The following is a 26,390-nucleotide window of genomic DNA, read 5'->3' on the forward strand; positions in this document are numbered from 1 at the left end:
TGTACATTTTTATTCACGTTAGGATGTAGAAAGGAGAGCGGATGAAAAAAATATGCGCAACGTGTGGAAAGTCATTCGAGACCACTTCCAACCGTGCAACTTACTGTAGCGAAGAATGCCGAAAAATAGGTATTGCAGAAAAACAGAAACTCTTAATGCGGAAAAAGCGGAAAGAGGAAAAAGAACGTAAAGAAGCAGAGTTAAAGACTAATGTCAAAAACTCTACTAAGCCTAAAAAAATACGTGATATTGAAAAATATTACCAAAAGAAAAAGCAAGAGCTTTTAGAAAACGAAAAGCAATTTGGATATGTTGGTAGGACATTAATCGAAGGAATAGATATCCACGATCCAGAATTTAAAAAACTAATAATGGAGAAAATCAAATGAAGCAAACCGGAATGAACTTCCTGCGTAGAAAGTTAGCTCTTTATAAAACGGGCGTTGAAAAACGCTATCGTTATTATGCAATGCAAGACGTTGACAACACAATGAGCATTGTGATGCCTTACAACGTTAAAAGCGCCTATCGGTCAGTCTTGGAATGGACTACAAAAGGTGTAGATGCCTTAGCAGATAGAATTGTTTTCCGTGAATTTGGTAACGATGATTTTAACGCAACAGAAATATTCAATGCAAACAATCCAGATATATTTTTTGATACTGCAATTCAATCTGCATTGATTGGTTCATGTGCATTCGTTTATATTTCAAAAGTCGATGGCGAGTTGCCGCGTTTGCAAGTCATCGAAGCAAGTAAGGCGACTGGCATTTTAGATCCAACGACTTTCCTGTTAACCGAAGGGTACGCAGTTTTAGAAACAGACCAGAATGACAATCCTATTTTGGAAGCGTATTTTACACCAACTGAAACATGGTACTATCCAAAAGATAGCGAACCTTATAGTATTCCGAATCCAACGAATCAACCGCTATTAGTACCAATTATTCACAGGCCAGACGCAGTAAGACCATTCGGTCGTAGTCGAATCACACGGTCGGGAATGTATCAGCAAAAAGCCGCCAAACGTACTTTGGAACGTGCCGAAGCAACCGCAGAATTTTATTCGTTCCCACAAAAATACGTTTTAGGAACAAGCCAAGATGCCGAGGCATTAGATAAGTGGAAAGCGACAGTTTCAACCGTTTTAGAGATTACTAAAGACGATGACGGAGATAAGCCAGTTGTCGGGCAATTCGCTACAGCGAGCATGGAACCATTTTACGGTCAGTTAAAAATGTATGCATCGTTATTCGCGGGTGGTTCTGGATTGACACTAGATGACCTTGGTTTTCCGTCTGACAATCCATCGAGCGTTGAGGCTATCAAGGCAAGCCACGAGAACTTACGTGCATCTGCTAAAAAAGCGCAACGATCATTCGCAAGTGGATTTTTAAATGTTGCGTATATAGCAGTTTGTTTACGTGACAATCAACCATATGAACGCACAATGTTCATGAATACCAAAATCATTTGGGAACCATTGTTTGAAATTGACGGTGCTAGTCTTTCAACAATCGGAGACGGTCTAATTAAGATTTCTCAAGCGTATCCAGAATTAAATATTGGCGAAGTATTATTCCAGACAACTGGTATAAAGGATGGTGAGACAGATGGTTGATGATATTGTCCCAAAATTATTAGATGACTCGAAAAAAGAGTTTTTAAACAAGTATAAAGCCAATAAAAAAATACCGAAGTTGTTAGAGACCAAAAATCATGCTAATGCTTATTTATACGCTCAAGAGGTTGGCAACATTTTAGCAGAGGTTTTTGATAGTAAATTATCCGCGAGCATTTTGCCAGATGGCAAGATGTTTTTTAATATCGCAGAAAGGATATTAAATGAAACACTTGGAAATAATCATAAGTTGGTTACTGACTACGCAGTCGAATTGCAAACCGCCTTGAATAAAGAGGCTGGCATCGGATTAAAACCTAAGAAGAATAAAATCAACCAGGATAAAGTTGATGGAATAGTTAACAGATTATCTTCCGAAGATAATTTTGATGAAGTCAAATGGATTCTAAAAGACCCAGTTGTCAATTTTTCGCAGTCAGTCATTGATGATTTTATTATGACTAATGTCGATTTTCATGCAAAAGCAGGGTTAAAGCCAAAACTAACTAGATATGTGGTTGGTAAATGTTGCAAGTGGTGTGAAAACTTAGCAGGCACCTACGACTATCCAGTCGATAAAATCATTTATGCAAGGCATGAAAATTGTGACTGTGTGGTTGAATATCATCCCAAAGACGGACGAGGTATTCAAAACGCTTATTCGAAAAGATGGAGGTAACTACTTGATAATTTTGCAAATGGCATTATTTTTAAGCGGAAGGAAGTGATCTAACATCTCCCAGCGATAGGGTTATCATGCAATACGGTTGGAAGGAAATAGTGATGGTCAAAACTAAAGAAAAACTTGGCAATCAGCATCCCACTCAATCGGTAAACTTACATTGGACTAAAACACTATCACCAGAAGCACTTGGTTATTATGTAAAGACTGGCCTTAAATACTACGACTGGCAAAAATATCTGCTAGAGGACATAATGGCTGTCAACGATGACGGTCTTTGGGTACACCAAAAATACGGTTACTCACTCCCTCGGCGGAATGGTAAAACAGAGGTCGTTTATCTTTTAGAATTGTGGGGATTGCATAATGGGCTAAATATGTTGCACACTGCACACAGAATTAGTACATCGCATTCGTCATTCTTAAAGCTAAAAAAATACCTTGAAATGTCTGGTTACGTTGATGGAGAAGACTTCACATCTAACAAAGCGAAAGGTCAAGAGCGTATTGAGTTTAAAGCAACAAGTGCTGTCATCCAATTCCGAACGAGGACATCTAACGGTGGACTCGGTGAAGGATTTGACTTGCTTGTCATTGATGAAGCGCAAGAGTACACAGTCGAACAAGAAACTGCTTTAAAATATACTGTTTCTGACAGCGATAACCCAATGACAATTATGTTAGGTACACCACCAACTGAAGTTTCAACTGGTACTGTCTTTGAAAATTATCGTAAAGATGTTTTAAAAGGCAATAAAAAGTATTCGGGCTGGGCCGAGTGGTCAGTGGATTCCGTAAAGGATATTCATGACACAGACAGTTGGTATCTAACAAATCCGTCGATGGGTTATCACTTAAATGAGCGGAAAATTGAAGCAGAGCTTGGGGAAAATGGACTTGACCACAATATCCAACGTCTAGGCTATTGGCCAACATTCAACATGAAATCAGACATCTCCGAAAAAGATTGGGCAGCACTTGAAATTGAAGAAATACCAGAATTTAACAGTAAGCTTTTTGTCGCTGTTAAGTACGGTCAAGACGGAAATAATGTTTCGATGTCAATCGCAGTTAGAACTAAGGATGAAAAAGTCTTTGTTGAAACTATTGACTGTGTATCGATCAGAAACGGTTCGCAATGGATAATCAATTTCTTAAAAAATGCAGATGTTGAAAAAGTCGTAGTAGATGGAGCAAACGGTCAACGTATTCTTGAAGCTGAGATGAAAGAGTTTAGGCTTAAAGCGCCAATTCTCCCAACAGTTGCAGAGGTCATAACAGCCAATGCAATGTGGGAGCAAGCTATCGCTCAAGGAACATTAAGTCATAATAATCAACCATCACTAACCGCTGTAACAACAAACTGTGCAAAACGCAATATCGGTTCAAACGGTGGTTTTGGTTACAAGTCGCTTTTTGATGATAGGGATATTAGTCTAATGGATAGTGCATTGCTAGCACATTGGCTTTGTGCAACAACTAAGCCAAAAAGAAAGCAAAGAATTAGTTATTGAGAGACCTTCTTAATGCGAAAAATTACCGAACTGCAGGGCAAAGCAGGAGAAAGGACGTTATATGTCAGATTTTAAAATTATTGAAACTCAAGAAGAATTAGATGCAGTTATTAAAGCACGATTATCACGAGAGCGTGAGAAATATGCAGACTATGAAGACTTGAAAAAACAACTAGCTGATTTTGAAGCTAAAGAAACAACTTACCAAAATACAATTAATGATCTAAAAACTAGAGAAACAGAGTTAAGCTCTCAGGTTGAATCGTTAAATGGAGACTTAACTCAAACTAGATTACAAACTGCTAAGCAACGCATTGCAACTGAATATGGCTTACCACTTGACTTAGCAGACAGACTTCAAGGTGATGACGAGGACGGATTCAAGGCTGATGCTGAAAGACTAGCAAGTTATTTGGCGCCAAAACAACCGACGCCACCTTTAAAATCAAATGAACCAACCATTTCTGACAAAAAAGAAGCAAGCTGGGCAGAAATGGCTCGAAACTTAACTAACAAAGGAGATTAAAAAACATGGCAGACGCAATTAAAGCAGGAACACTATTTAAACCAGAATTAGTAACAGAAATCATGAGCAAAGTGCAAGGTCACTCTACACTTGCTAAGTTATCAACACAAACACCAATCCCGTTTAACGGAGTTGAGCAATTTATTTTTAATTTAGACGGAAACGCTCAAATTGTTGGTGAAGGCGAACAAAAATTAGGATCAACAGCAACAGTAAAATCTAAAATCATTAAGCCAATGAAATTTGTTTATCAAGCACGTATGACGGATGAATTTAAATATGCATCTGAAGAAAAACGTTTAAACTTCTTAAAACACTATGCAGATGGATTTGCTAAAAAAATGGCAGAAGCGTTTGACATTGCAGCTATTCACGGTTTAGAACCTCGCACTCTTACTGATGCATCGTTCAAAGCTACTAACTCATTTGATGGAGTTGTTACTGAAAACGTAGTTAAATACGACGCAGCTACAATTGACGATAATATTGATTCTGCAGTTAACACTATTGTGGTTAACGGAAATGAAGTAACTGGTATCGCTCTATCACCTCAAGCAGGACAAGACATGTCTAAAATTAAATTGGGCGCTGATAAATTACCAGCATATCCAGAATTCCGCTTTGGGCAACGTCCAGATAATTTCTTTAACATGAATCTAGACATGAACAAAACACTTACAGTAAAAGGCGGTACTGCTAAAACAGACCACGCTATTGTCGGTGACTTCCAAAGTAAATTTAAATGGGGATACGCAGAAAATATTCCACTTGAAATTATTGAATATGGTGATCCAGATGGTTCTGGTCGTGACCTTAAAGCGTACAATGAAATTTTACTACGTTCTGAAGCGTTCATCGGATGGGGCATCCTTGACGAAAAAGCATTCGCTCGTGTAGAAGTTCAAGATTAATTTTAGGAGGAATTTATGGCAATTTACAAAGATAAAAACACTGGGGCGGTAGTCGTAACAGATTCTGTCCTTTCTGGTGATTGGGAACTTGTAAAAGAGACAGTTAAGGAAAAGAAAGAAGAGGCTAAGTAGCCTCGAAATAGGAGGTTATGATGGCTAATTTTGCAACAGTTGAAGATGTTTCGTTATTGTGGAGACCATTGACAACAGATGAAATGTTACGTGCAGAGGCGCTCTTGGCAGTCGTCTCTGACACGTTACGCTTGGAAGCTGAAAAAGTAGGTAAAGATTTAGACCAGTCATTTGCCGATAGCGTGTCTTACGCAAGTGTTTTTAAAGCTATTACAGTTGACATCATCGCTAGGACACTCATGACTCCAACCACAGGTCAACCAATGGTACAAGAAAGTCAATCGGCACTTGGCTATACTTGGTCTGGCACCTATCTGAGTCCTGGCGGTGGATTATTTATTAAAGATTCGGAACTCAAACGGTTAGGACTGAAACGACAAAAAATAGGGGGGATCAATATCTATGGGGAAGATACATGGAATACCAATTACCCTTATTGATAAGCAAGTTATGTCAGTTGACCCATTTGGAGCACCAGTTGTAAAAGATGTTGAGATACTAGTTGATAATGTTTTAGTCGCTCCAGCCTTATCTGATGACGTCATTAATCAGCTGAATTTAACAGGAAAAAAAGCTGTGTACACTTTAGGAATTCCAAAAGGTGATACCCATGATTGGGAAGACAAGGAAGTTGAATTCTTTGGTCAACGGTGGCGTACATTTGGTTTTGTGACAGAAGGCATTGATGATTTAATTCCATTGTCTTGGAACAAGAAAGTGATGGTGGAGCGCTATGGCTAAGTCTGGATTTAAACTGAATTATGCTGGCGTTGGTCAGCTTTTGAAGTCTGCTGAGATGCAAAAAGTTTTGGAAGAAAAAGCTACCGCAATCAAAAATCGTTGTGGAGATGGCTATGGTCAAGACACTTATGTCGGTAAAACTCGTGCTAATGCTATGGTTTACGCTGAAACTTTTGAAGCAAAAAGAGACAACATGAAAAACAATACCATTTTGAAGGCGGTGCGGTAGATGATTGAACTGGTAATTAAAAATTACTTAGACGGTCACTTATCTGTGCCGTCTTTTTTAGAACGACCACAAAAATCTCCAGAAAGTTTTGTGCTTTTTGAAAAAACCAGCAGCGCTAAAAATAATTATTTACCATCTTCCACTTTTGCCTTTCAAAGCTATGCTCCTTCAATGTATGAAGCAGCTGTTTTAAATGAAGCAGTGAAAGAAACGGTTGAAGGAATGATTGAGCTAGATGAAATCAGTAAAATTAAGCTCAACAGCGATTATAACTACACAGATACAACAACTAAGGAATATCGCTATCAAGCGGTATTTGATATGAATCATTATTAAGGAGGAACATAAATGTCAGATGTAAAAAATGTAACCACAGCAAAACCTAAAGTTGGTGGAGCTGTCTATTCTGCACCATTAGATACAACATTACCAACAGATTCGATTACTGCGTTAGATGCAGCATTTAAGCCATTAGGTTATATTTCAGAGGATGGCATAACTAATGCAAACTCGCCAGAAACAGATAATATCAAGGCCTGGGGCGGCGATATCGTTGCTGTTGTTCAAACAGAAAAAGCCGATACTTTCACTTATACTTTAATTGAGCCGTTAAATGTGGAAGTTTTAAAAGAAGTATATGGTTCTGCGAATGTTTCAGGTACTTTAGATACTGGTATTGCTATTAAAGCTAATGCAACTCCAGCAGAAGCACATGTTTTAGTAGCTGAAATGGTATTAAATGGTGGAGTGTTAAAACGTATTGTCATTCCTAATGGAAAAATTTCTGAAGTTGGAGAAATCGTCTATAAAGATGATGAAGTGAGTGGTTACGAAACAACTATTGCTGCTTTACCTGATGAAGATGCAAATACTCACTACGAATATATTAAAAAACCAGGAGCTAAAGCCTAATGTCCAAAAAAATAAAAGGAAAAACACAATCTGGCTTTGCCTATGAAATTGAAGAAGCTCGATTAAATAATTACGAACTTTTAGAAACCATTGGGGAATTAGAAGATAATCCAATGGTCATTTCTAAAATGGTAATTATGCTCCTTGGAAAAGAGCAAACAAATAAATTAAAAGATCACCTCCGGGATGAAGAAGGTCTTGTCCCAGTTGATAAAATGACTGAAGAAATTACCGAAATTTTCCAATCTCAAGCGGTAAAAAAATAACGCTCCTTGCCAGAATGATAAAAACTGACGAGGATGCATTAATTTGTGACCTTGCAGAAACGTATCATATTTTCGATTATCGACAGCTACCAGTAAATATGGTGGCTGTTTTTTCTTATGGTCTGAAAGATGATTCCAGAATAAAAATGATTATGAATGATCAAAATATTTCCTTGGAAAATCTGCTTTTAGCTGGTATCAGTGACAAAGTAGGCCTTTTATTGTGGATGAATTCTAAAGATGGTCAAAAGAATAAAAATCGTCCAGTGCCTCTGTTAGAACTTTTAACTGGTGGTGCGAAAAAATCAGATGATACAGTTGTATTTAATTCTGGTGAGGAATTTGAACGTAAACGTCAAGAATTGATTGGAGGTGGTTAAATGGCAACTGAATTAGGTCAAGCGTATATACAAATTATGCCTTCAGCTAAAGGAATTAGTGGAGCTATTTCTAAACAAATCGATCCTGAAGCAACTTCTGCTGGTACTTCTGCAGGTAGTAAATTAGGTTCTGCTTTAAAAGTGGGACTTTTAGCAGCAGCGGCTACTGCAGGAGTTGCCATGGGGAAAATTATTTCTTCTTCTATTTCCGAAGGTGCTGACCTGCAACAATCTCTCGGAGGGATTGAAACTTTATTTAAAGGCAGTGCCGATAAAGTTAAAAAATATGCCGATGAAGCTTATAAAACTTCTGGCTTATCCGCAAACGACTACATGACTAATGTGACAAGTTTCTCAGCTAGTCTATTGCAGTCAATGGGCGGAGATACTGAAAAGGCTGCTGACAAAGCCAATATGGCTATGGTAGACATGTCGGATAAAATGTTAGTCCGACTAAAACGCATTGAACCTTATCTGGGGTGTGTGGCGTAAGCCATGCTAACGGGGAAACTCTAAGGGCTTTAGCCTATGACAATCCCGTGCTAAGCCTGTAAACATACAGGAAAGTGTAACGACTATTCTATTTAGAAGTAGAGTTATTATTGATACATAACTCGAAGCGGTGCGATTGGTAAAAATAACAAATTTGTGATATAATACAACCATACAAAGAATAAATATGGGGGTATTAAATATGAACTGGGTAAAAATAAAAGGGTACGAAGAATTTTATGAAATATCGTCAAATGGCGAGATTAGAAGTAAGGATAGAACTGTAACTGATAAAATTGGTAGAACAAGGTCTTGGAATGGTAAGGTATTAAACCCAGATATTGCTCCCAACGGTTATTACAGGGTTACTTTTTCGATTAACAGAAAAAGAAAACAATTTTACGTCCACAGACTAATCGCTGAATATTTCATACCGAATCCTGATAACTTGCCACAAGTTAACCATATAGACGGGAACAAGCTAAATAATAGCTTAGATAACCTAGAGTGGGTTACTGTTCAAGATAATGTTATACATGCTTATAAGAATGGGTTGACAAAACATATAAGCGGTAAAGAACATTTCAATTATGGTAAATTTGGTGCTGAAAGTAAAAAAGCAAAACCAGTTATAGCAACTAACATTATCACAAATGAAACGAAAAGATACGGTTCCATTGTTGAAACTGTCAAAGATGGTTTTACAAAATCAGAAGTATCAAGGTGTTGTAATCACGGTGGAATACACAAAGGCCATCTTTTCGAATTTGCCAATATGATATAGTCTACTCCCTAAGGCTTGCGAGAAATCGCAGGTCTTTTTAAATACCACGAAAGTGGGGGTATCTAGGAACGCCAATAAAATGGGTACAAATATGCAAGATATCCAAAACGCATATCAAGGATTTAGTAAGCAAAACTACACCATGCTCGATAACCTTAACACAATGGGGGCACTCGCCGCATAAATAAAGGGCGATGTGCGAACCCTCTCTGATTGACTTGGAACTCCTGAAGAGGACAACAGGGCGGAAGTTTAAATACACCGTGAACGACTGAGCGAGAGGGCTTCTATCACATAGAAGAAGCGACAGTCTGAACTGCAACAATAACTTAATCGAGAAATTGCAGATTAACAATATGCAAATTAGGGTATGGTGGTACTAAAACAGAAATGCAACGTTTGTTAGCCGATGCTACTAAATTAACTGGTGTCAAATATGACATTAATAATTTGAGTGATGTGTATAGCGCCATTCATGCAGTACAAGAAAATTTGGATATCACAGGTACTACTGCTAAAGAATCTGCTGAAACATTTAGCGGATCTATGGCGTCCATGAAAGCTGCCGCTTCAAATGTTTTAGGGAAAATGTCCCTAGGAATGGATATTACTAACGATTTAAACGCCTTGGCACAAACTGTTTCTACTTTTCTGTTTAATAATTTTATTCCAATGGTAACTAATATTTTATCAGCGTTGCCTGGAGCAATCGTCACGTTTATTCAAACTGCAGCGCCACAATTTTTATCCGCAGGGCAATCTATGCTAACGCAATTGGCAACAGGTATCACTACTGGAATACCAACATTTTTAACGTCTTTTCAAGGCATTTTAACTGGTATTATGACGTGGATTACAACAAATTTGCCCACTTTTTTAGCAACTGGTGTACAAATTTTAACTAGTATTGGCACTGGTATTTTACAGGCTATTCCAACGTTAATTACAACAGCGGCTAATATTGTGACAGGTTTTATCTCGTTTTTGATGACGAATTTACCACTCATTCTAGAATCTGGGAAAAATTTGCTTTTAAATTTGGTTGACGGTATTATCTCTAATTTGCCAGCTATTGGTCAAAGTGCTATTCAAGCGGTGAGCAAATTTATTGATGTAGTTGTTCAAAACTATCCGCAATATTTGGCAAAAGGTCAAGAAATTGTCTTGTCTTTAGTAAAAGGTATTTTAGAACGATTACCAAGTTTAATTACAACAGCTTTTACTTTAATGAAACAATTTCTAGCGATGATTATTTCTAAAATTCCCGATATTATTTCTGGAGGGGTAAAAATCCTTTTAGGTTTAGTCAGCGGAATTATTAAAAGTATTCCTGATTTGTTATCAGCCACTGATAAAATTGGTACAACGCTTATTAATGAAGTTCGAAATATTGATTTATTAGGTGCTGGTCGTGCGATTATGGATGGTTTCTTGAGTGGATTAAAGCAAGCCTGGGGAAGCGTAAAAGATTTTGTTGGAGGCATTGGTTCTTGGATCAAGGAACATAAAGGGCCACTTTCTTATGATAAAAAGCTCTTAATCCCTGCTGGTCTTGCTATCATGGGCGGATTAAACGATAGCTTGCAAGATGGCTTTCAAAAAGTTAAGCAAACTATTTCTGGGGTGGCTGGAGAAGTCCAAGGAATGATTATGGATGGAGTGGACACTAGCAAACTGTTAGATGATGGATGGAATCCACAGTTGAGTTACGCTGTATTGTCTTCTGATTCGGTTAAGACAACTCAACCTAAAAATAAAACGAGTGCAGCCAGCAAAACTGATCCGCCGATAATTGTTGAAGTGTACACAACCGTTGAACTTGATAAGAAAGTAGTTTCTAAAGAAATTGCAGAACCGGTAAAAATTGAGATTGATGGAATTGAGCGGAGAGCTACAATCATCAAAAAAGGGAGGGCAAAATAGTGACAAAGCAGGTTACAGTAACATTTGATGAATACGTCATCACAGAAATTTTGACCGTTAACTCCCTGAACCGAGGAATTGGGCCAACACAATCTTTTCGTACGCAAAACAGAAATGATAAGAAAGGTGTGCGCTTCCTTGGCACGTCTTCTACGGTTTTAACTCATGAAATGGATTTTACCCTGATGGAGGGTGTAATAGAGAAACGACGAGAGATATCAAGAATTTTAAATGTAAGTGAACCTAAGAAGCTGATTTACTCAGATGAACCTGACAAGTTTTATTGGGCACTGCCTAGTGGGGACACTGATTTTGAAGATAAAAGACTCTATGGGGATGGGTCAATTACATGGCAGATTTTTGACGGCCTTGCCTACTCCACGGAAGAGTATAGCTTTACCAACGACGGCGCAGACCCTCGTGCTATTACGATTAACAACCCTGGCACCGAGCCAATGCTCTTGGAGTTGGAAGCGGAGTTTACCAGCGACTGTGGTTTTCTTGGTTTACAAAATGATGATCTATCCACCAGTGCTCTTTTTGGCACGATTGAGGAGGTTGACGGTTATCATTACGAAGCTTCCGAAACGCTCTTTGATGACCATTTTACGGTAGACCGTGGCTGGCTTTTGAATCAAGGAATCACGCCAGGCGTAACGGCTGAGCGCTTGCAAAACGGAACTGCCAGCTACCAAGTAGACGAATGGCAAGGACCGCCAGCGGGTTATCCAGGGATTGTTGATCCTAACGAAGGATATGCGAAAGTAACCGACTACGGAACCGGAAATTCGTGGCACGGGGTGGCGATTACTAAAATCGTTCCGCCGGATAAAAATGGCGCTTACCCTGTTAATTGGCGTTCCAGTTATCGGATTGATTTTAACAACGACGGCGCCGATAACAAAAATGTTCGCGTCGGGCACAACTCCGTAACATACTCCAATCAAAACGATGAGCTGATAGTGGCTGTTGTTGTTGAGGATAACAATTCGGTTTCCGAACGTTCCGATGTGGCAATTTACATTGACGGCAATCGTGTATGGGATAACCGCGAGACGTCCAAATACTATGTAAGCGGGCGTACTGCATGGGTGGCTGTGGAGAAAATTGGCAATGAAATTACTGTTAATGTCAGCTATGCGGGTGTTCAAAAGTCATTTATTAGCAAGAATCCAGACACGGAACTGCGGAAGATTACATGGTATGGCGCTGCATATAAAGAATATTTGCCAATCGCTAATAACTTTTTCCGAGCGATTAATGTCAAGAAACATAACGTTCTTAACTGGCAAGATATCCCGAATAAATTTGGAAGTAAGGACATTTTGCTATACGGCAAAAACGTAGACAACATCTATTGCACGTTAAATAATAACCAAGGCTTGCAATACCGCGACCCTGGCTCCACTTTGATTTACGCACCACCAGGCTTAAGTACCATGTTTTTAAGCTGGTCAGATTTTGCAACCGCGCCAATTGTCAAACTAAAAGGGAGGGCTGCATACGTATGATATTTACTTTGACGGATCGCATGTACAATGTTTTAGATGCATACGAGACTGATGATTACCTCATTGGTCAATATGTTGGCTCCATTTTGGAGACGTTGGACATTAATGTGTTAACCAAGAGTATCCATGCTGACTTGTGGACCAGCGGCAATTACATCATGTGCCAAGACAAATCCGGCCGGAAATACTGGCTTACAATTTACGATGACGAAGACGGCTTAAACGATGATGTTAAGTCGTTTTCTTGTTATTCTGGAACTATCGATATCGTATCGGAAGAATGCCCACCAATTTCTGCCACTCAAGCCCAGCCGTTTGAGTGGTATTTTAATCGGATATTTTCCGACACAGGGATTACTTTAGGCATTAATGAGATTTCTGGAATGACTCGAAAGTTAGAGTTTACGTCAGAAAATGCGACCAATGCGGAAATGCTCCAATTTGTCTTAAATGGGTTTGACAACGCCGAAGCACAACTGGACGTTAAGTTTGATGGTAGTACACCAACAGAACTCGTCCTGAATGTTTACAAGCGAATTGGCGAGGAACAGCCACAAGCTATCTTATCTGATGAAGACGATAGCTTGACTGATTTAACCCGAAAAGGCTCTCTAAGTGAGCTTGGGACGTGTTTGGATTTAGAAGGCGCAGAAGTTGATGAGAAGACCGTTACTTTGGCCGGAAAATACTACGAGGAAAAAGATGCTGCGGGGAATATCCTTTATTACTCACCTAAAAATCTAACTCGTATTTTTAGCGTCAAGGCGCACGAAGATTATTATGTTAAATTGCCAAACAAGGCTCATGGTGAGTTTGACGGCTACATTAACCGCCGTTACAAGTCCGAAGCTAAAACGCAAGATGCACTGTGGGCAGAAGGCTTGGCCCGACTTAAAAAAATCGACCATGCTGTTGTGGAGTACGATGCCAAAGGGGATATTAGCTGTGGCATTGGCGACAATGTGCAAGTGGTCTCTCATACCATGCGACCACCAGTTATGGTCAGCGCCAGAACGACCGAGTACAAGTTTAATGACGACGACCACAGTCGGAATGAGTACAAGTTTAGTAATTACGTGGACTTGGAAAGCAACATGGATGATTTAACGTCGATCATTAACAAGATTAAAGATCAGATTGTTTATGTGGTTGACCAGTCTGTGATGTACTGCTTGGCAGACCAAGGAAATACAGCGCCCGTAACAGGGTGGACGAATGTCAATCCGGGGGCCGTAAAAGGCAAGTGGTTGTGGACGAGGACTAAGATTGACTACTCCAACGGTACGTCTAGCGTGTCGGAAGTGCCGACTTATTCGGCGATTAATGGGGAACCAGGAAAACCCGGCACCAGTCCCATAATCACGCCAAATGATGATGGCACGATTACAATTTTGGATGTGGAAGGAGAGAAGGTCACACCTGATTTGACGGGGCCACCAACCGGGGTTATCTCGCAAAGTACAGTGCCGTCTGCACCATATATTGGCATGCTCTGGCAAAACACTGGCACGCCTGCCGGCTACATCAAAGGATGTGTCTATCGATGGAATGGCTCTAAGTGGGAGTTATGGACATTCTCTGCAGTGAATATCATGGCAGAGACCTTTGTGGGGCTGACCTTCCAAGGGGTGAAATTCATTGGGTCCAATTTCACCAGCAACTTTGATCGTCAAATTGTTTCTGGTAGTCCAAACTGGGTCAAGGGGACCTCTGTGATTGAAAACGGGAGTGTTAAAAATACAACGACTCAATATGTAAAGTCAACTGGTGCTGTTATTAATACTGGGACTAATTCCCTTGACCCAGATGCCTTAAGAACGACGATTAATAATCCTGACGGCAGTAATCAGTCATTCGCTGCATTAACTGGTGGTGGATTGACCTTGTCTTCTAATTTAGGTGGTAGGTTCTATGGTGTTCTAACGGCTGACATGCTGACAAAGACTCCCTGGATCAACTTACCACTGAATGCTGGATTTCAAGCTTCTGAGGGTCGGGTCCCTCAGTATAAAATTCAGTATAACGTTGATGGGACTAGAACGATTCTGTTTCGTGGGCAGGTTACAACGACAAACGCTTCAATTCCAGCAAATTGTTATTTTGAAAAAGATCGGGAATATTTCTGTGCAACGATCCCGTCCGCTGTACGACCGGCACAGACCTGTTTCACATATGCTCCAACTGGGGCGAACGTCTATGTTGGTGGTCGTTTGGCTGCAATTGCAGGAAGCGGCTCGATTCAAGTGCTGATCCCCCATGCGAACGTAAACTACATTGTTTTAGATAGTTTAAGTTACATCATTGACTAGGAAGGAGGAGTCTAGATGATCAACATTATTTCGATTACGCCGGTTTATGATGCAGATGGAACTTTGATGTATAGCAATGTGTACGTTGAAGTTGTGCTGACTAGTGGTGAAAAAGGAAATGCCAATTTTACATTGTTGCCTGAAGAAATCGATTTGGTGGCAGTAAGTAAGAGTATTAAAGAAAAAATCAAAAATGGATTGTAGATCGTCGTGATGCACGGCGGTCTATTTTGTTGGTTAAATATGCTAATGAAGGAAGTAATTTAGGTGGTAAATGTTGGAGAAATGGCAATGTGGGCTGGCTGGATCGCGACGATCTTGGGTCTGGTGGCCCTCGTCGTCAAACCAATCGTGGGGAGTTTTACGAAGATCTCGGAAAATCTAACCAAAATCAGTCATACATTAGATCTGGTCAACAAAGATCTTGAATCATCTAAGAGCGATCGTCAATCGATTCACGATGAGCTGAGAGTTCATGATGAACGACTCGATCGGCACAGTGAACAGTTGGTGTCACATGACGAACAATTGAAAACTTTATTCAAAGGAGGAAATAGGCATGCAAATGACAAATAAAACCTATGACAAAGTAAAATGGATCGTTTCGGTGGTCCTGCCGGCCTGTGGAGTGCTCGTGGGGACACTTGGTAAGGCATATGCTTGGGACTTTACTGATCTTGCAGTCACGACAATCTCAGCTATCACTGTTTTTTTGGGGTCAGTGTTCATGGTATCAAGTAAAAACTATCAAAAGAATGCGGGTGAATGACGATGGTGAAAATGCCAGAAGTAGAGATCAAACTGCGAACAGACACCCCTCAAGTTGGTGTTGTTCCATATCGGCAAGTACACGCTCACTCTACTGGAAATCCAACATCAACGGTGCAAAACGAGGTTGATAATCAAATCAATAATCGGCCTCAAGGATTTGCCAATGATTGGGTGGGTAATAGTCGCATCGTGCGCACATCGCCGCTGAATAGGGGCGCATATGATGTTGGTGGCGGATGGAATGCAGAAACGTTCGCATCTGTGGAACTGATTGAGAGCCATCGAACTTTTGAAGAGTTTTATGCTGACTATCAGATCTATGTAAATCATTTGCGGAATCTTGCGGACCAGGGTGGTATTCCCAAAACATTGGATAGCCCAGCATTGGAAGGGATCAAAACTCATGAATACTGCACGTACAACCAACCGAACAACGGTAGTGATCACACGGACCCCTATCCATATTTAGCTAAATGGGGCATTAGCCGTGCGCAATTTAAAAATGATGTAGAGCAGGGTTTTACGATTGAAACGAACAAAACTAAAAAGAGAGAAGGAAATGTGATGTTATTATTTAAAGAAGGCGGCAAGTGGGGAATCAGTATACACATGTCAGTAATCCTAAAGAACTAGATGCGATCAAGATGATGATGGACAAAGCGGGTTATGACACTTGGGAACATACAAATGCTGATCAAATCAAATATATTAAAAAAATCGCCGAGCTTGTCAAATAAAAATAGCCCCGGACTTCCGGGGCAGTACATAGATCAATTCAAAAAAATAGCCCTCGGGATTATCCCGGGGGCATCTATTTCTTTTTGTTGCCAAACTCTAAATCGTAAAAAACGAATGCGTATAAAATGATAAATGGCAGCACTCCTTTGATGATAAAGGCTTTGTTGTCATCATAGGTACTGACATAAATCAGCAGTATGATGACCAGCGCCAACAATACAGCCTGTATAAAATTTTTATTCATTGGCTCTCCTTTCCGAGATGTTGTTGCTCCAACAAAACACGGCCCTGGTAGTAAGCATCGCTGGCGGTCAAAAAGCCGCTCTTGTAATACCGCTTGCCACCTACGGTAATCCACGCCCGATAGCGCTCCTGCTTAGTTTTGCGGGTATAATACCGGCTAACTCCACGATAGCCTGTGGAAGAGTCTTTGCGAGGTTCCTTGCCTAAAAATAGGGAGGATGGGTCATATCGTCCCCGCAATGCGTGTTTAGTCAACAGAAAAGACACGCAATGCGTATATTTTTTCCAAAACAAAAACCCCGCCAATCGGCAGGGCTAGTCTTCATTGAAATCTTTTAAAATCTGCTCCAATTTTTCATCCGAGACCGGCACAAAGCTGGTGACTACGATTTCTTCCTCGTCCATATTTAACATCTCACTTTATGCGGATATCGGCTCCGCTCAAATTCCACTACGATCTGCGGTTTGCCAATCATCGCATACTTCCGACAAATAAACTGTTTGCGACTGTTAAACTCACCGGCTACAGCCACGCGACTCCCCTCGGCCACATCAGCCAGAAACGATAGGGAGAGTGTAGGCAATTTTGTTGGCAAGAAAATGATTTAACTCATTTTCATGAACTGCCTACATTTTGTCTACGCTCCAAAAAATATAGTTGAATATTGGTAGATATTGAAAGATAATAAAATAAATAACGATATCCTTACAAATTGATATTTAACTAGATATTTTTGAATACTATGAGATATCATCGAATCTTTATAGGTTTATTTGTCCCACAGGAAGCCTTCATGGCTGTTCTGAAAATGGATGAGGACGAACCTAAGAAGAAATAAGGGTTTGTTTGAAAATGAACCATCAAAATGCTTTGTGTTTTCATAATTTGCCTACGATTTGCCTACGTCAGTTTGATGTCGTAGGCAAATTTTGCTTTTTCCAGCTATCCGAGGACGCCAGAAATAATATCTGTTAGTTCGTTTTTCATCTTTTTCGTAACATGTGTGTACGTATCTAGCGTTGTCGAAATCCGACTGTGGCCTAATCTTTCTTGTACAGCTTTTGGCTTGGCTCCATTTTCTAGTAAGAGGGTGGCGTGGGTATGCCTTAGAGAATGATAATGGAATCTGAAACCAAGCTCTTTGCTGATTTTTGAACAATTCCATTTGATCGAGTTCGGTGTTACTGGTTCGCCGTTGGCTTTTGTACAAACCCAATCGCTATTATAGTAATACTTCCTATGAAGCAGGCGGTTTTCCATCTGTCTTTTTTTGTGTGTTTTTAATTCTTTAAATAGGGTTTCATCTGCCGGAATCGTGCGATAGCTTGCTTGTGTCTTTGGTGTGCCCACAAGGATGCCATTTTTATCTTGCGTCATACTCTTGCTTATTGTTATTGTCCTGTCCTCAAAAGAAACATCTGACCAAGTTAACGCACAAACTTCACCACGTCTTAGGCCGGTATGCATTCCTATGACGAGGGGAATGTGGAAGGGGTCAGCAGGAGGGGTGCGTTTCAGTATTTGGTCATACTGATCAACAGAGATGATTCCCATATCACTGCGGGTAACTTGATGCTGCTGATCGTATACTGGCGGCTCTACATATTGCATCGGATTTTCCCTTATAAGTTTCCATGGATAGACCGCTTTTTTAAAGGCACCACCAAGTACTGTGATGATAATTTCCACACTGTGTTTTGCGAGCTTTTTGTCAGTACCGTTAAAGGTAGGGAGGCTGTCTACAAATTCTTGAAGCATTTCAGGGCCCGCTGATTTTAGCTTGTATTTTCCGATGCCGGGCTTGATGTACTTGTCAATGATGTTCCGGTAATTCTTTTGGGTGTTGTATTTGAGTTTTCTTTCTACATGGTTTGTAAACCAGTAGTCGAAGTAATCAGCAACACTAATATTCGAAAGCTTAATGACATCTCCGTTTTCATATTGTTTCATGGCTTCACGCATTGCTTCGTAAGCTTCCGCTTTTGTATTCCCGCCGACTCTTTCTATACGTTTTCGTTTCCCTTCGACAGAAGCTGCCTCGAAAGAATAGTACCATTTAGAGCCTCTTTTTCTTACGTGTCCTTCCATAATTATCTTTCCTTTCTTCGTTTTGTATCATTCAAGCCTAAAAATATACAAACTGGTGTTCGTTTTGTGAGTAAAAAGAAAAGGCCGAAGCCGTTTCTTGTGATATAATTGGTTGTATATGGAAACAACCAATTGGAGGTGTATTACATGATTTCAATCAATGAGTTCCCTCAATACGAGATTGAGGGCGATACAGTACAAGATTTAATTAATCTCTTAGTAAAACTCGATCCTAACAAAAAACTTTACTTTCTAAAGGTTTCATACGATGGCAATGAAGTGCGCGACGTATACAATTTAACTCCTACAAAAAGCGAAACTATAGACGGTACTGAAGACGGATATACTATTGTTCTCTAAAGTATTCAGAATTTACAATGAGTTCTGTAATGTCTTTTCTCTTGTTCAACCTATTGTTTATAGCTAACAAATCATCAAAGGAAGGCAGATTATCATCCGAAAAATCAGTATTCAAAGATAGACTAGTATATACATCAGATGAGATTACTAGTGCGCTTGGATATTTTTCTTGTAACAGCCTTACTTTACTAGCATTAAAAATCCAGATTGCAGGAAATAAAAGCGCAGGGTCATCTTCCGGCGAACTAGGTATTTCTTTAAAATCCTGATAAATTGTGCGGATATAGTCGTAAATTCGATAGCCCATATCTGCACATTCTTTCTTCGTGATAATTTTCCCTGCGTGGTAGACATTATTTCTAAGTTTCTTATCGTCATCGTCAATATATTTTTTATTTGAATTTTTCTTATCCTTCACATCGAGCTGAAAGAGCATGACAAGCGATTAGATGGCCAAAAAGAAAAAATTATCGAGCATGAGCAACAGCTTAGAACACTATTTAAAGAGAGAGGGTAATAACATGCAACTAAACGACAAAACTTACACAATCATTAAATGGGTGGTGCTTACTGTATTACCAGCATTAAGCGTACTTGTGGGCGTGCTAGGAAAGGCTTACGGCTTTGAGTATACAGATTTACGGTGTTGACAATTAACGCCGTAGCGGTATTTCTAGGCGCTGTAACGGGAGTAAGTGCAATTAATTACAATAAGCAAAATGGGGAGGAAAAATAATGGCATACACAGTAAAGCAACAAATTCGCCAAGGTTTACCACAGGTTGGCGTGAAGCCTTACAGACAAGTCCACGCTCATTCCACAGGAAATCCCAATTCAACTGCTCAAAACGAAGCGGATTACCATGATAGACGACCAGTGGAAAGTGGCTTTTTTCAGTACGTTGTCGGCGATGGTGTAGCGATTCAGACAGCTCCTCTCAACATGGGCGCATATGATGTTGGTGGCGGTTGGAATGCCGAAACTTTTGCAGCAGTAGAGCTTATCGAGTCACACAAGACAAGAGCAGAGTTCGAGCGTGATTATGCTATCTATTGCGAGTTGTTAAGGGACTTGGCGAACAAAGGTGGTATTCCGGTCACGCTAGATACAAATGATTTGGCAGGTATTAAAACGCATAATTATTGTACGCATCATCAACCTAACAATTTTAGTGACCACGTAGACCCACTACCATACTTGGCTAAATGGGGCATCACGCTAGAGCAATTTCGAAATGACGTGTGTAATAGTATTACATCAAAAACAACAACAGCAGAAGAACAAACAATACAAAAAAAGAAAGTAGGAGATATTATGTTATTGTTTAGAAACGAAAACTCAGCAGAAGTTTATTGGTTAATTGGGAACAAATATACACACATTAAATCAGAGAGAGAACTAGAAAAAGTTAAAATCTTGATGAATAAAGCAGGTTATGACACTTGGATTCACACGGATAGTGACCAAATCAAATATATCAAAAAATTGGCAGACGAAATCAAATAAACAAATCCCCATCTCAATCCGAGGTGGGGTTATTTTTGTTTATCAATCCCCGTTTCGGTAACTTTCCAAAGCAAACTTCAAATCGTCTTCCCGTTCTTTTTTGGTTGCCAACATATTGATATGCTTTTGATGCTCAGCACGAGTATATTCTTCTAGCTTATAATTCGCGATATAAGGATTGATGTACATCCTAATATTATCACGATGAACGATCCTTGTGCCCTCAGAGACTTTATTCTTGTAGTTTTCAATCCAATAGTCCATAAAGTCACCAAGCCGTAGTTTTTCCGGATTCTTTTCAAGATATTCGCCGGATTTTAGCTGACCTTGGACAATAGCCGCAGCATTTACAGCTGCAGTTTTATTGGCGAACCCTCGCTTATGAATACTAATGGGCATTCCGGTAGCCTTGCTACGGCCCTTTGATACAAAGAATTCCCATTTCTCAGTACCGTCTTTCAGTGTGTAGGATTTGATAGTGGCCATAAAAGTCATCCTTTCGTATTTGCTGTGACTTTGTTCGATATTTGAGTTATATTCGCAGATTTTTTCTATATAAAGACAAGTATTTCGAATTTCTACCGGCAAGATGCGAACGTATGTTCTTTTGTGATTAAAAAGAAAAGCCCGGAGGCTGATCTTTTAGAAAGATGGAATGAACTGTTTCAACATCATTCCAGCGTCTTTTGTCGCTCTAAAACCGATTACGACTTTTTCGCCGTTATCCTTATCAGTGAGATAGAGGATGCCAGGAGAGTATTTCTCTTTTGGTATAATGTCGAGATCAAGTTTGTTTAAAATGAATACTTTTCCCTTTTCTTACGGTTGATTTTCCAACGCCTACTAACTTGCCAACTTCTTCTAATGACATATTCTTTTCTAATCGCTTCATTTTTATTATCTCATTCATAAATTCACCTCCAAATCTTTATACTTCATTATAATACAAAAGTGTCGTAAAAGCTACTCGTATTATCGTTAAAAAGATAAAAATATTTTTCTTTTTATAAAAGTGTACTTTAAGACACTTTCTTGTTGACAGCCGATTTTACCCGTGGTATATTAAGAGTGTCTTAAATGACACGAAATGAAAAAGGGGGTGAGAAAATGAAATCGAACGTATTTCTAGGTCAGTTAAAAATGCAAGGTCACAATATCGAGTGGTTACTTAATCAAATGGCTGAAAGAGGTGTTAGCATTACTAAATCAACTATTTATAAAAAGTTGAGAAGTGAGTCCGAATTTAACGCATCTGAAATTAAGGTTATTTCAGACATTATGCAATACAGCGAAAAAGAAATGTATGATATTTTTTTTGAAGAATTGGTGTCCTAAAAGACACAATAAAAAGGAGGTTAAACAATGAACAAACCACAAATTTTTAATTTTGAACAAAACGAAGTTCGAACAATCTTAGTAAATGATGAACCATATTTTGTAGGTAAAGATGTGGCGGAAGTGCTGGGGTACCAAAACGGTAGTCGAGATGTGAATCGCCATGTTGACGAAGAAGATATGCTGACGCACCAAATTAGTGCATCAGGACAAAACCGTAATATGACAATCATCAACGAATCCGGCTTATATAGCTTAATCCTTAAATCCAAACTTCCATCAGCAAAGAAATTCAAGCGCTGGGTAACGTCAGACGTATTGCCAACAATCCGAAAACACGGAATGTACGCAAAAGAAGAACTACTTGATAACCCGGACTTACTAATCGAAGTGGCTTCCAGATTAAAAGAGGAGCGCACAAAACGTTTAATCGCAGAACAACAAGTAAAAGAGTTGCAACCAAAAGCTGATTATTACGACACAATCTTAGCCAATCCAAGTTTGTTACCAATTAGCGTAATCGCCAAGAATTACGGGATGAGCGCGAACAAAATGAACCAATTGCTTCATGAACTGGGCGTCCAATACAAACAAGGAAACGTGTGGTTGCTTTATGCCGATTACCAAAACGAAGGATATACCCATACTGAAATGAAATTGTGGGAAGGCAGTAGCCAGATGAAGCCTAATACCAAATGGACTCAAAAAGGACACATTTTCATTTATCAATTTTTGAAAAAACACGACGTTTACCCAACAATTGAAACTCTTTTTGAAAAGGAGGCTTAACCATGGAACTAATCATCAAAGGAACACCAGAAGAAATAAAAAAAGTGCTCCAAGCTATTGCGAGTAGCAAGGAGCAACCAAGAAGAAAACATCATGAATCAAAATTAGACTATGATCCACAGACGGGTGAAGGAAAGCTTATTCCTCAAATGAAATAATTACTTTCTTACTTCTGACTGGAATTGTCTGGTTGAATTTTCGATTTGAGTAGATAGTTAAAAACTCATCATCACGAGTAACGCATATTACAGTATCATCTTCAAACTCTTGAAGAACCATATCATGATTAACGGTAAATACTGTACGAGTCTTAGCTGGCAACTCAACTTTGAATTCATTTGCAAACTCAACAGGCAATTCAGATTGAAAATCTAACTTATAGTCTTTCATAAATTTCACCTCCTTATCAGTTATTTCAGCAGACCACTTGCTGATAAGGAAATTATACCAAAGACAATCTATAAAGGAGGTCTAACCAATGAACGCACAAAAACTAGAAGTGACAATCACCGGTATCGATGAAGCGACCCAAAAGGTTGAACGATACATTGAATTATTGAAAGAAGCCAAAACGTTGGCAGACGAATTGGCTTCGGTGGAGTTTGAAATTACTTCTTCGGTTCAAAAGTAGAAAGGAGGGCTACCCATGCCAGAAAACATTGCCATCGTAAGTCTTGATGATCTCAAATTACTACTAGCAGAAAACGAGATTAAGAATGAGGTCTGGGATACAGAACAAGCTGCTGAATATTTACATCTAGCTGTATCAACTATTAAAAAACAAGCGGCAAAAGGAACTATTCCTGCTGTGAAAATTGGGGACAAATGGAAATTTTCGTCTATCGCTCTCTATGAATTTGTTGCGAAAAAGGAGAGAAATAAATGACCTTAAAATCAAAGAAACGACTGATCAACGGGATTGATACACTCGCATGGCTACTGTTGATCGTCTTTACTGCGGCAAACAGCTGGAAAGCGGCACTAGTGTTTGTTGGAGCTTTTGCTGCAGCATGGCTACTGGAATGGTTTTTGACAAAGGGGGGAAACGATGAATAGAGAAGAGGCTCTCAAAATAGGAAAAATCATCGCTGACCGATGGTATCGAAATTACGAGCCAACGTTACGTGCAAGACAGCACCGTGAGCGGATGAAAAAATCTCAACAAAAAGCGACTCCCACCGCCAAGTAGTAAGTCGCAATCACAAAAAATATTATCTAAGGAGAATATACCATGACAGAAACAAAAATTAAAGAAGAATCCTCTAATGAGGGAGTTGCCACTGAGATGGCCCAGAAGAAAACAGATGGTCTCTTGAAAAAATTGGTTGAGATCACAGCAAAAGTCGAACGGATCCCCAAAAATGGATGGAACGATCGCCAGAAGTATCATTACGCACTTGAAAGCGACATCAAGGATGTTGTGAGAAAAGAAATGTCAGAAAGAGGTTTGGTCCTAGTCCCTAGCGAGCTAAATCGTGTTGTATCAGTCATCAATACAAAAAGCGGCGGACAGCAACAGATCGTCTCCCTAGAAATTGAATACACCATCTACGATGCTGAAACAGGCGAGAAAATCACATTTCGTGGATATGGTGATGGACAAGACTCTGGTGATAAAGCAGTGTATAAGGCAAAAACAGGAGCCTTAAAATACGCGCTGACCAATCTCTTTATGATCCCCACTGGCGATGATCCTGAGGCTGCTGGCGGAAAACCATTACAGCCTAAATATATCGAGCAGGGGAAAATTGATTATTTGGAAAAGCTGGTAAATAAAGTGGCGAATCTATCTAATGCGCAGCCAAGCAATGTGGTAATCGAGCTTAAGAAAAATCTTAATACAGCACTCGCCTTTGAAAAATTTGAAACACCATTATTTGAAGATGCCGCGCGTATTTTGACGGATTGGGTCAAACAGTTTGAGGCACAACTTAATCAAGCGCCTAGGTTTACTCCTGGATCAGATATGAGCAATCAACAAAATAACACAAGCTGGGGGAATTTGTGATGAATGAATTGACAGCAACAACAGGCTTTAAAGTATTGTACACACCAAGCCAAATCGCGATTGAAGGTGAAACTGAGCTTAATCAGTTAGTAGAAAAAACGGTCAAATATTACAGCTCCTTGGTTTTTACCGATCAAAATGTGGCAGAGGCTTTGGAGGCTAAGAAAGATTTGAAAGCTCTTTTTGACGCATTAGAAGCGCAGCGAAAAGACGTCAAACGTGAATACTCTAAGCCGCTGGTGGAGTTTGAGTCTAAACTAAAAAGCCTTGCAGACAAGGTAAAAGTCGTCTCTGACGATATTAACAAAGGTATCAAAGAATTTGATGAAAAACAGAAACTGATCCGGCAAGAAAACCTAATTGCAGAGATTACTCGACTAGCTGAGCCAGCAGGTGTAGATCCGAATGAAATTGAAATTGCTGCATCGTGGCTAAACAAAGGATCATTTACTGGTACTGGCAATCTGGTTAAAAAGGTCAAGGAAGAAATCCAGAATGCAATTGATGCTGTTATAAAAGAACGGGAACGAATTGAGACAGATAAGGTCATTATCGAATCTTTTGCTAAAGCTAGAGGGTTAGAGCCAGACGGGTATGTTGCTCAAATCAACGAGGGCATGACGGCCGCAGAATTATTCCCGGTGATTGAGGCAGCAGTTAAACGAAAAGCCGAACGAGAAGAGAAAGAACGCAAAAAAGCTGAATACGAGGCAGCAATGGCCAAATTGGAGAATGATCGCATGCAAGAACATGCCGGCAACTTAGTTGATCCCGAAACAGGTGAAATTGTGGTCGAAAATCACGATCAGCCTGTGCCCCAAACTATTGAAGATTTGCCAGATCAATACTCTGCGCCTTTGGGAGAGGAGACCGTTACCTTTACGCTGCGACTAACGGGTCCTGTAAGCAAGATGAGGGATCTAAAACAGTATATCTTGGACAGCGGCATCATGGCTGAGCCTATTGCTGAGTAATGTTAGGCGAGATTAGGGGCATAGAAGGCCGAGAGATGCTGATAGCGGTCGATGCTGATATTAATCCAGAATACCTTGAGCTACTTGCTCATGGACAAAAAAACTATGTGGCTCTTGAGCTGCTTGATAACCGGAGAATATCACCAAAACAAAATAAGGTGGCTCACGCTTTGATTGGGGATATCGCCAACTGGCAAGGCGACTTTCCAATCGTCACGGAGCAGTTTCTAAAATACTACTTTATGGCTCAATCCGGGAAGTGGTTTTCTCATGCCACTGCAACAAGATCGGAAGCAAGAGATTGGGTCGATTTTTTGATCGAGTTTGTTCTTTCAAATAACATATCGTTGCCTAAAAGATACGAATATCTGACAGAAAATTCATCCTGGTTTTTCTACTGCTTAAAATACCGAAAATGTTGCATATGCGGTAAGCATGCAGACATCGCGCACGTTGAGGCAGTCGGGATGGGGCGCAATCGATACGCGATAGACCACTCTGGACATCGTTTTATGGCGTTGTGTAGAGAGCACCATATGGAGCAGCATACGATTGGGATACTGCTGTTTTTGGAGCTTCATGATGTCATGCCCCTCTATTTGGACTACGAGCAACGAAAAAAACTAAATGTAGGAGGGTAATTA

At 39.8% G+C, this 26,390-nt stretch carries 39 protein-coding genes; 33 read left to right on the forward strand and 6 right to left on the reverse strand.

Annotated features, from left to right (window positions below):
* Positions 1 to 41: 41 nt before the first annotated feature.
* The 22 genes from RMT89_RS34690 to RMT89_RS34795 all read left to right on the forward strand — a co-directional run bounded on the left by RMT89_RS34690 (position 42) and on the right by RMT89_RS34795 (position 16,337).
* Positions 42 to 389 carry a hypothetical protein gene (locus tag RMT89_RS34690; protein ID WP_315887725.1) on the forward strand — a complete coding sequence of 116 codons (348 nt, stop codon included), beginning with the start codon at positions 42 to 44 and terminating at the stop codon, positions 387 to 389.
* Positions 386 to 1,621, forward strand: coding sequence for a hypothetical protein (locus RMT89_RS34695; RefSeq protein ID WP_315887726.1), 1,236 nt, complete (start codon positions 386 to 388; stop codon positions 1,619 to 1,621). The genes RMT89_RS34690 and RMT89_RS34695 overlap by 4 nt, the downstream gene beginning before the upstream one ends.
* Complete coding sequence (locus RMT89_RS34700; RefSeq protein ID WP_315887727.1) at positions 1,614 to 2,300, forward strand: hypothetical protein; 687 nt, start codon at positions 1,614 to 1,616, stop codon at positions 2,298 to 2,300. The genes RMT89_RS34695 and RMT89_RS34700 overlap by 8 nt, the downstream gene beginning before the upstream one ends.
* A 77-nt stretch (positions 2,301 to 2,377) precedes the next feature.
* Positions 2,378 to 3,817, forward strand: a complete 1,440-nt coding sequence (locus RMT89_RS34705) for a hypothetical protein (protein WP_315887728.1) — start codon at positions 2,378 to 2,380, stop codon at positions 3,815 to 3,817.
* A 61-nt stretch (positions 3,818 to 3,878) separates the two neighbouring features.
* Positions 3,879 to 4,343 (forward strand): DUF4355 domain-containing protein, encoded by a 465-nt coding sequence (locus RMT89_RS34710; protein ID WP_315887729.1) that lies wholly within the window; start codon positions 3,879 to 3,881, stop codon positions 4,341 to 4,343.
* A gap of 5 nt (positions 4,344 to 4,348) precedes the next feature.
* Positions 4,349 to 5,254 carry a phage major capsid protein gene (locus RMT89_RS34715; protein ID WP_315887730.1) on the forward strand — a complete coding sequence of 302 codons (906 nt, stop codon included), beginning with the start codon at positions 4,349 to 4,351 and terminating at the stop codon, positions 5,252 to 5,254.
* 152 nt (positions 5,255 to 5,406) lie between these two features.
* On the forward strand, positions 5,407 to 5,826 hold the full coding sequence (locus RMT89_RS34720; RefSeq protein ID WP_315887731.1) for a phage Gp19/Gp15/Gp42 family protein: 420 nt from the start codon (positions 5,407 to 5,409) through the stop codon (positions 5,824 to 5,826).
* Positions 5,789 to 6,127, forward strand: coding sequence for a hypothetical protein (locus RMT89_RS34725; protein WP_315887732.1), 339 nt, complete (start codon positions 5,789 to 5,791; stop codon positions 6,125 to 6,127). Before RMT89_RS34720 ends, RMT89_RS34725 begins: the two co-directional genes overlap by 38 nt.
* Positions 6,120 to 6,356 (forward strand): hypothetical protein, encoded by a 237-nt coding sequence (locus RMT89_RS34730; RefSeq protein ID WP_315887733.1) that lies wholly within the window; start codon positions 6,120 to 6,122, stop codon positions 6,354 to 6,356. The genes RMT89_RS34725 and RMT89_RS34730 overlap by 8 nt, the downstream gene beginning before the upstream one ends.
* Positions 6,357 to 6,692 (forward strand): hypothetical protein, encoded by a 336-nt coding sequence (locus RMT89_RS34735; protein WP_315887734.1) that lies wholly within the window; start codon positions 6,357 to 6,359, stop codon positions 6,690 to 6,692.
* A 12-nt stretch (positions 6,693 to 6,704) separates the two neighbouring features.
* Positions 6,705 to 7,268, forward strand: coding sequence for a hypothetical protein (locus tag RMT89_RS34740; RefSeq protein ID WP_315887735.1), 564 nt, complete (start codon positions 6,705 to 6,707; stop codon positions 7,266 to 7,268).
* Positions 7,268 to 7,534: a hypothetical protein gene (locus RMT89_RS34745; RefSeq protein WP_315887736.1), complete on the forward strand. Its 267-nt coding sequence runs from the start codon at positions 7,268 to 7,270 to the stop codon at positions 7,532 to 7,534. The genes RMT89_RS34740 and RMT89_RS34745 overlap by 1 nt, the downstream gene beginning before the upstream one ends.
* 14 nt (positions 7,535 to 7,548) lie before the next feature.
* A complete protein-coding gene (locus RMT89_RS34750) occupies positions 7,549 to 7,914 on the forward strand; it encodes a DUF5361 domain-containing protein (RefSeq protein ID WP_315887737.1) in 366 nt (121 codons plus the stop codon).
* Entirely contained in the window at positions 7,915 to 8,406 is a 492-nt protein-coding gene (locus RMT89_RS34755; RefSeq protein WP_315887738.1) for a hypothetical protein, read from the forward strand.
* Between the two features lie 202 nt (positions 8,407 to 8,608).
* Positions 8,609 to 9,190, forward strand: coding sequence for an NUMOD4 motif-containing HNH endonuclease (locus RMT89_RS34760; RefSeq protein WP_315887739.1), 582 nt, complete (start codon positions 8,609 to 8,611; stop codon positions 9,188 to 9,190).
* Positions 9,191 to 9,580: 390 nt separating this feature from the next.
* Positions 9,581 to 11,113: a hypothetical protein gene (locus RMT89_RS34765; protein ID WP_315887740.1), complete on the forward strand. Its 1,533-nt coding sequence runs from the start codon at positions 9,581 to 9,583 to the stop codon at positions 11,111 to 11,113.
* Positions 11,113 to 12,624 (forward strand): distal tail protein Dit, encoded by a 1,512-nt coding sequence (locus RMT89_RS34770; protein WP_315887741.1) that lies wholly within the window; start codon positions 11,113 to 11,115, stop codon positions 12,622 to 12,624. Before RMT89_RS34765 ends, RMT89_RS34770 begins: the two co-directional genes overlap by 1 nt.
* Before the next feature lie 8 nt (positions 12,625 to 12,632).
* On the forward strand, positions 12,633 to 14,933 hold the full coding sequence (locus RMT89_RS34775; protein ID WP_315887742.1) for a hypothetical protein: 2,301 nt from the start codon (positions 12,633 to 12,635) through the stop codon (positions 14,931 to 14,933).
* A gap of 15 nt (positions 14,934 to 14,948) precedes the next feature.
* Entirely contained in the window at positions 14,949 to 15,137 is a 189-nt protein-coding gene (locus RMT89_RS34780; RefSeq protein ID WP_315887743.1) for a hypothetical protein, read from the forward strand.
* A 63-nt stretch (positions 15,138 to 15,200) separates the two neighbouring features.
* On the forward strand, positions 15,201 to 15,509 hold the full coding sequence (locus RMT89_RS34785; protein ID WP_315887744.1) for a hypothetical protein: 309 nt from the start codon (positions 15,201 to 15,203) through the stop codon (positions 15,507 to 15,509).
* The gene (locus RMT89_RS34790) at positions 15,499 to 15,702 is read left to right on the forward strand and encodes a phage holin (protein ID WP_315887774.1); all 204 of its coding nucleotides are present in this window, start codon (positions 15,499 to 15,501) and stop codon (positions 15,700 to 15,702) included. The genes RMT89_RS34785 and RMT89_RS34790 overlap by 11 nt, the downstream gene beginning before the upstream one ends.
* Positions 15,699 to 16,337: a hypothetical protein gene (locus RMT89_RS34795; protein ID WP_315887745.1), complete on the forward strand. Its 639-nt coding sequence runs from the start codon at positions 15,699 to 15,701 to the stop codon at positions 16,335 to 16,337. Before RMT89_RS34790 ends, RMT89_RS34795 begins: the two co-directional genes overlap by 4 nt.
* A gap of 178 nt (positions 16,338 to 16,515) precedes the next feature.
* Here the strand turns inward: RMT89_RS34795 and RMT89_RS34800 are convergent, their stop codons facing one another.
* From RMT89_RS34800 to RMT89_RS34810, 3 genes are all read right to left on the reverse strand, one after another.
* Entirely contained in the window at positions 16,516 to 16,800 is a 285-nt protein-coding gene (locus tag RMT89_RS34800) for a hypothetical protein (RefSeq protein ID WP_315887746.1), read from the reverse strand.
* Between the two features lie 828 nt (positions 16,801 to 17,628).
* On the reverse strand, positions 17,629 to 18,774 hold the full coding sequence (locus RMT89_RS34805; protein WP_315887747.1) for a site-specific integrase: 1,146 nt from the start codon (positions 18,772 to 18,774) through the stop codon (positions 17,629 to 17,631).
* Positions 18,775 to 19,120: 346 nt separating this feature from the next.
* Positions 19,121 to 19,570, reverse strand: coding sequence for a hypothetical protein (locus RMT89_RS34810; RefSeq protein ID WP_315887748.1), 450 nt, complete (start codon positions 19,568 to 19,570; stop codon positions 19,121 to 19,123).
* Between the two features lie 85 nt (positions 19,571 to 19,655).
* On the opposite strand from RMT89_RS34810, the gene RMT89_RS34815 reads away from it, so the two are divergent.
* Together RMT89_RS34815 and RMT89_RS34820 are read left to right on the forward strand one after the other, a co-directional pair.
* A complete protein-coding gene (locus RMT89_RS34815) occupies positions 19,656 to 19,784 on the forward strand; it encodes a phage holin (RefSeq protein ID WP_315887775.1) in 129 nt (42 codons plus the stop codon).
* Positions 19,785 to 19,869: 85 nt separating this feature from the next.
* Positions 19,870 to 20,640, forward strand: a complete 771-nt coding sequence (locus RMT89_RS34820; protein WP_315887749.1) for an N-acetylmuramoyl-L-alanine amidase — start codon at positions 19,870 to 19,872, stop codon at positions 20,638 to 20,640.
* A 42-nt stretch (positions 20,641 to 20,682) separates the two neighbouring features.
* Here the strand turns inward: RMT89_RS34820 and RMT89_RS34825 are convergent, their stop codons facing one another.
* Positions 20,683 to 21,126 carry an N-terminal phage integrase SAM-like domain-containing protein gene (locus RMT89_RS34825; RefSeq protein WP_315887750.1) on the reverse strand — a complete coding sequence of 148 codons (444 nt, stop codon included), beginning with the start codon at positions 21,124 to 21,126 and terminating at the stop codon, positions 20,683 to 20,685.
* Between the two features lie 298 nt (positions 21,127 to 21,424).
* Positions 21,425 to 21,550, reverse strand: a complete 126-nt coding sequence (locus tag RMT89_RS34830) for a helix-turn-helix transcriptional regulator (protein ID WP_315887751.1) — start codon at positions 21,548 to 21,550, stop codon at positions 21,425 to 21,427.
* Positions 21,551 to 21,717: 167 nt separating this feature from the next.
* Between RMT89_RS34830 and RMT89_RS34835 the strand changes: the two genes are divergently transcribed.
* Genes RMT89_RS34835 through RMT89_RS34845 form a run of 3 tightly spaced genes read left to right on the forward strand, consistent with a single transcriptional unit; the run spans position 21,718 to position 22,922 of the window.
* The gene (locus tag RMT89_RS34835; RefSeq protein WP_315887752.1) at positions 21,718 to 21,975 is read left to right on the forward strand and encodes a hypothetical protein; all 258 of its coding nucleotides are present in this window, start codon (positions 21,718 to 21,720) and stop codon (positions 21,973 to 21,975) included.
* Between the two features lie 27 nt (positions 21,976 to 22,002).
* Positions 22,003 to 22,764, forward strand: a complete 762-nt coding sequence (locus RMT89_RS34840; protein WP_315887753.1) for a phage antirepressor — start codon at positions 22,003 to 22,005, stop codon at positions 22,762 to 22,764.
* Between the two features lie 2 nt (positions 22,765 to 22,766).
* Positions 22,767 to 22,922 (forward strand): hypothetical protein, encoded by a 156-nt coding sequence (locus RMT89_RS34845; protein WP_315887754.1) that lies wholly within the window; start codon positions 22,767 to 22,769, stop codon positions 22,920 to 22,922.
* Here RMT89_RS34845 and RMT89_RS34850 read toward each other — a convergent pair.
* The gene (locus RMT89_RS34850) at positions 22,903 to 23,154 is read right to left on the reverse strand and encodes a hypothetical protein (protein WP_315887755.1); all 252 of its coding nucleotides are present in this window, start codon (positions 23,152 to 23,154) and stop codon (positions 22,903 to 22,905) included. The two genes, RMT89_RS34845 and RMT89_RS34850, sit on opposite strands and share 20 nt — an antisense overlap.
* A gap of 88 nt (positions 23,155 to 23,242) precedes the next feature.
* Here RMT89_RS34850 and RMT89_RS34855 point away from each other — a divergent pair, with 88 nt between their 5' ends.
* The 6 genes from RMT89_RS34855 (at position 23,243) to RMT89_RS34880 (ending at position 26,387) form a co-directional block, all read left to right on the forward strand.
* Positions 23,243 to 23,395, forward strand: coding sequence for a hypothetical protein (locus RMT89_RS34855; protein WP_315887756.1), 153 nt, complete (start codon positions 23,243 to 23,245; stop codon positions 23,393 to 23,395).
* Between the two features lie 15 nt (positions 23,396 to 23,410).
* The gene (locus tag RMT89_RS34860; protein ID WP_315887757.1) at positions 23,411 to 23,650 is read left to right on the forward strand and encodes a helix-turn-helix domain-containing protein; all 240 of its coding nucleotides are present in this window, start codon (positions 23,411 to 23,413) and stop codon (positions 23,648 to 23,650) included.
* Entirely contained in the window at positions 23,647 to 23,820 is a 174-nt protein-coding gene (locus RMT89_RS34865; protein ID WP_315887758.1) for a hypothetical protein, read from the forward strand. The genes RMT89_RS34860 and RMT89_RS34865 overlap by 4 nt, the downstream gene beginning before the upstream one ends.
* Positions 23,821 to 23,995: 175 nt before the next feature.
* On the forward strand, positions 23,996 to 24,772 hold the full coding sequence (locus tag RMT89_RS34870; protein ID WP_315887759.1) for an ERF family protein: 777 nt from the start codon (positions 23,996 to 23,998) through the stop codon (positions 24,770 to 24,772).
* Complete coding sequence (locus tag RMT89_RS34875) at positions 24,772 to 25,746, forward strand: DUF1351 domain-containing protein (RefSeq protein ID WP_315887760.1); 975 nt, start codon at positions 24,772 to 24,774, stop codon at positions 25,744 to 25,746. Before RMT89_RS34870 ends, RMT89_RS34875 begins: the two co-directional genes overlap by 1 nt.
* Before the next feature lie 35 nt (positions 25,747 to 25,781).
* Complete coding sequence (locus tag RMT89_RS34880) at positions 25,782 to 26,387, forward strand: putative HNHc nuclease (protein WP_315887761.1); 606 nt, start codon at positions 25,782 to 25,784, stop codon at positions 26,385 to 26,387.
* The last annotated feature ends 3 nt before the right edge of the window (positions 26,388 to 26,390 follow it).

The sequence above is a fragment of the Streptomyces sp. P17 genome (assembly GCF_032436805.1).
GTDB lineage: Bacteria > Actinomycetota > Actinomycetes > Streptomycetales > Streptomycetaceae > Streptomyces.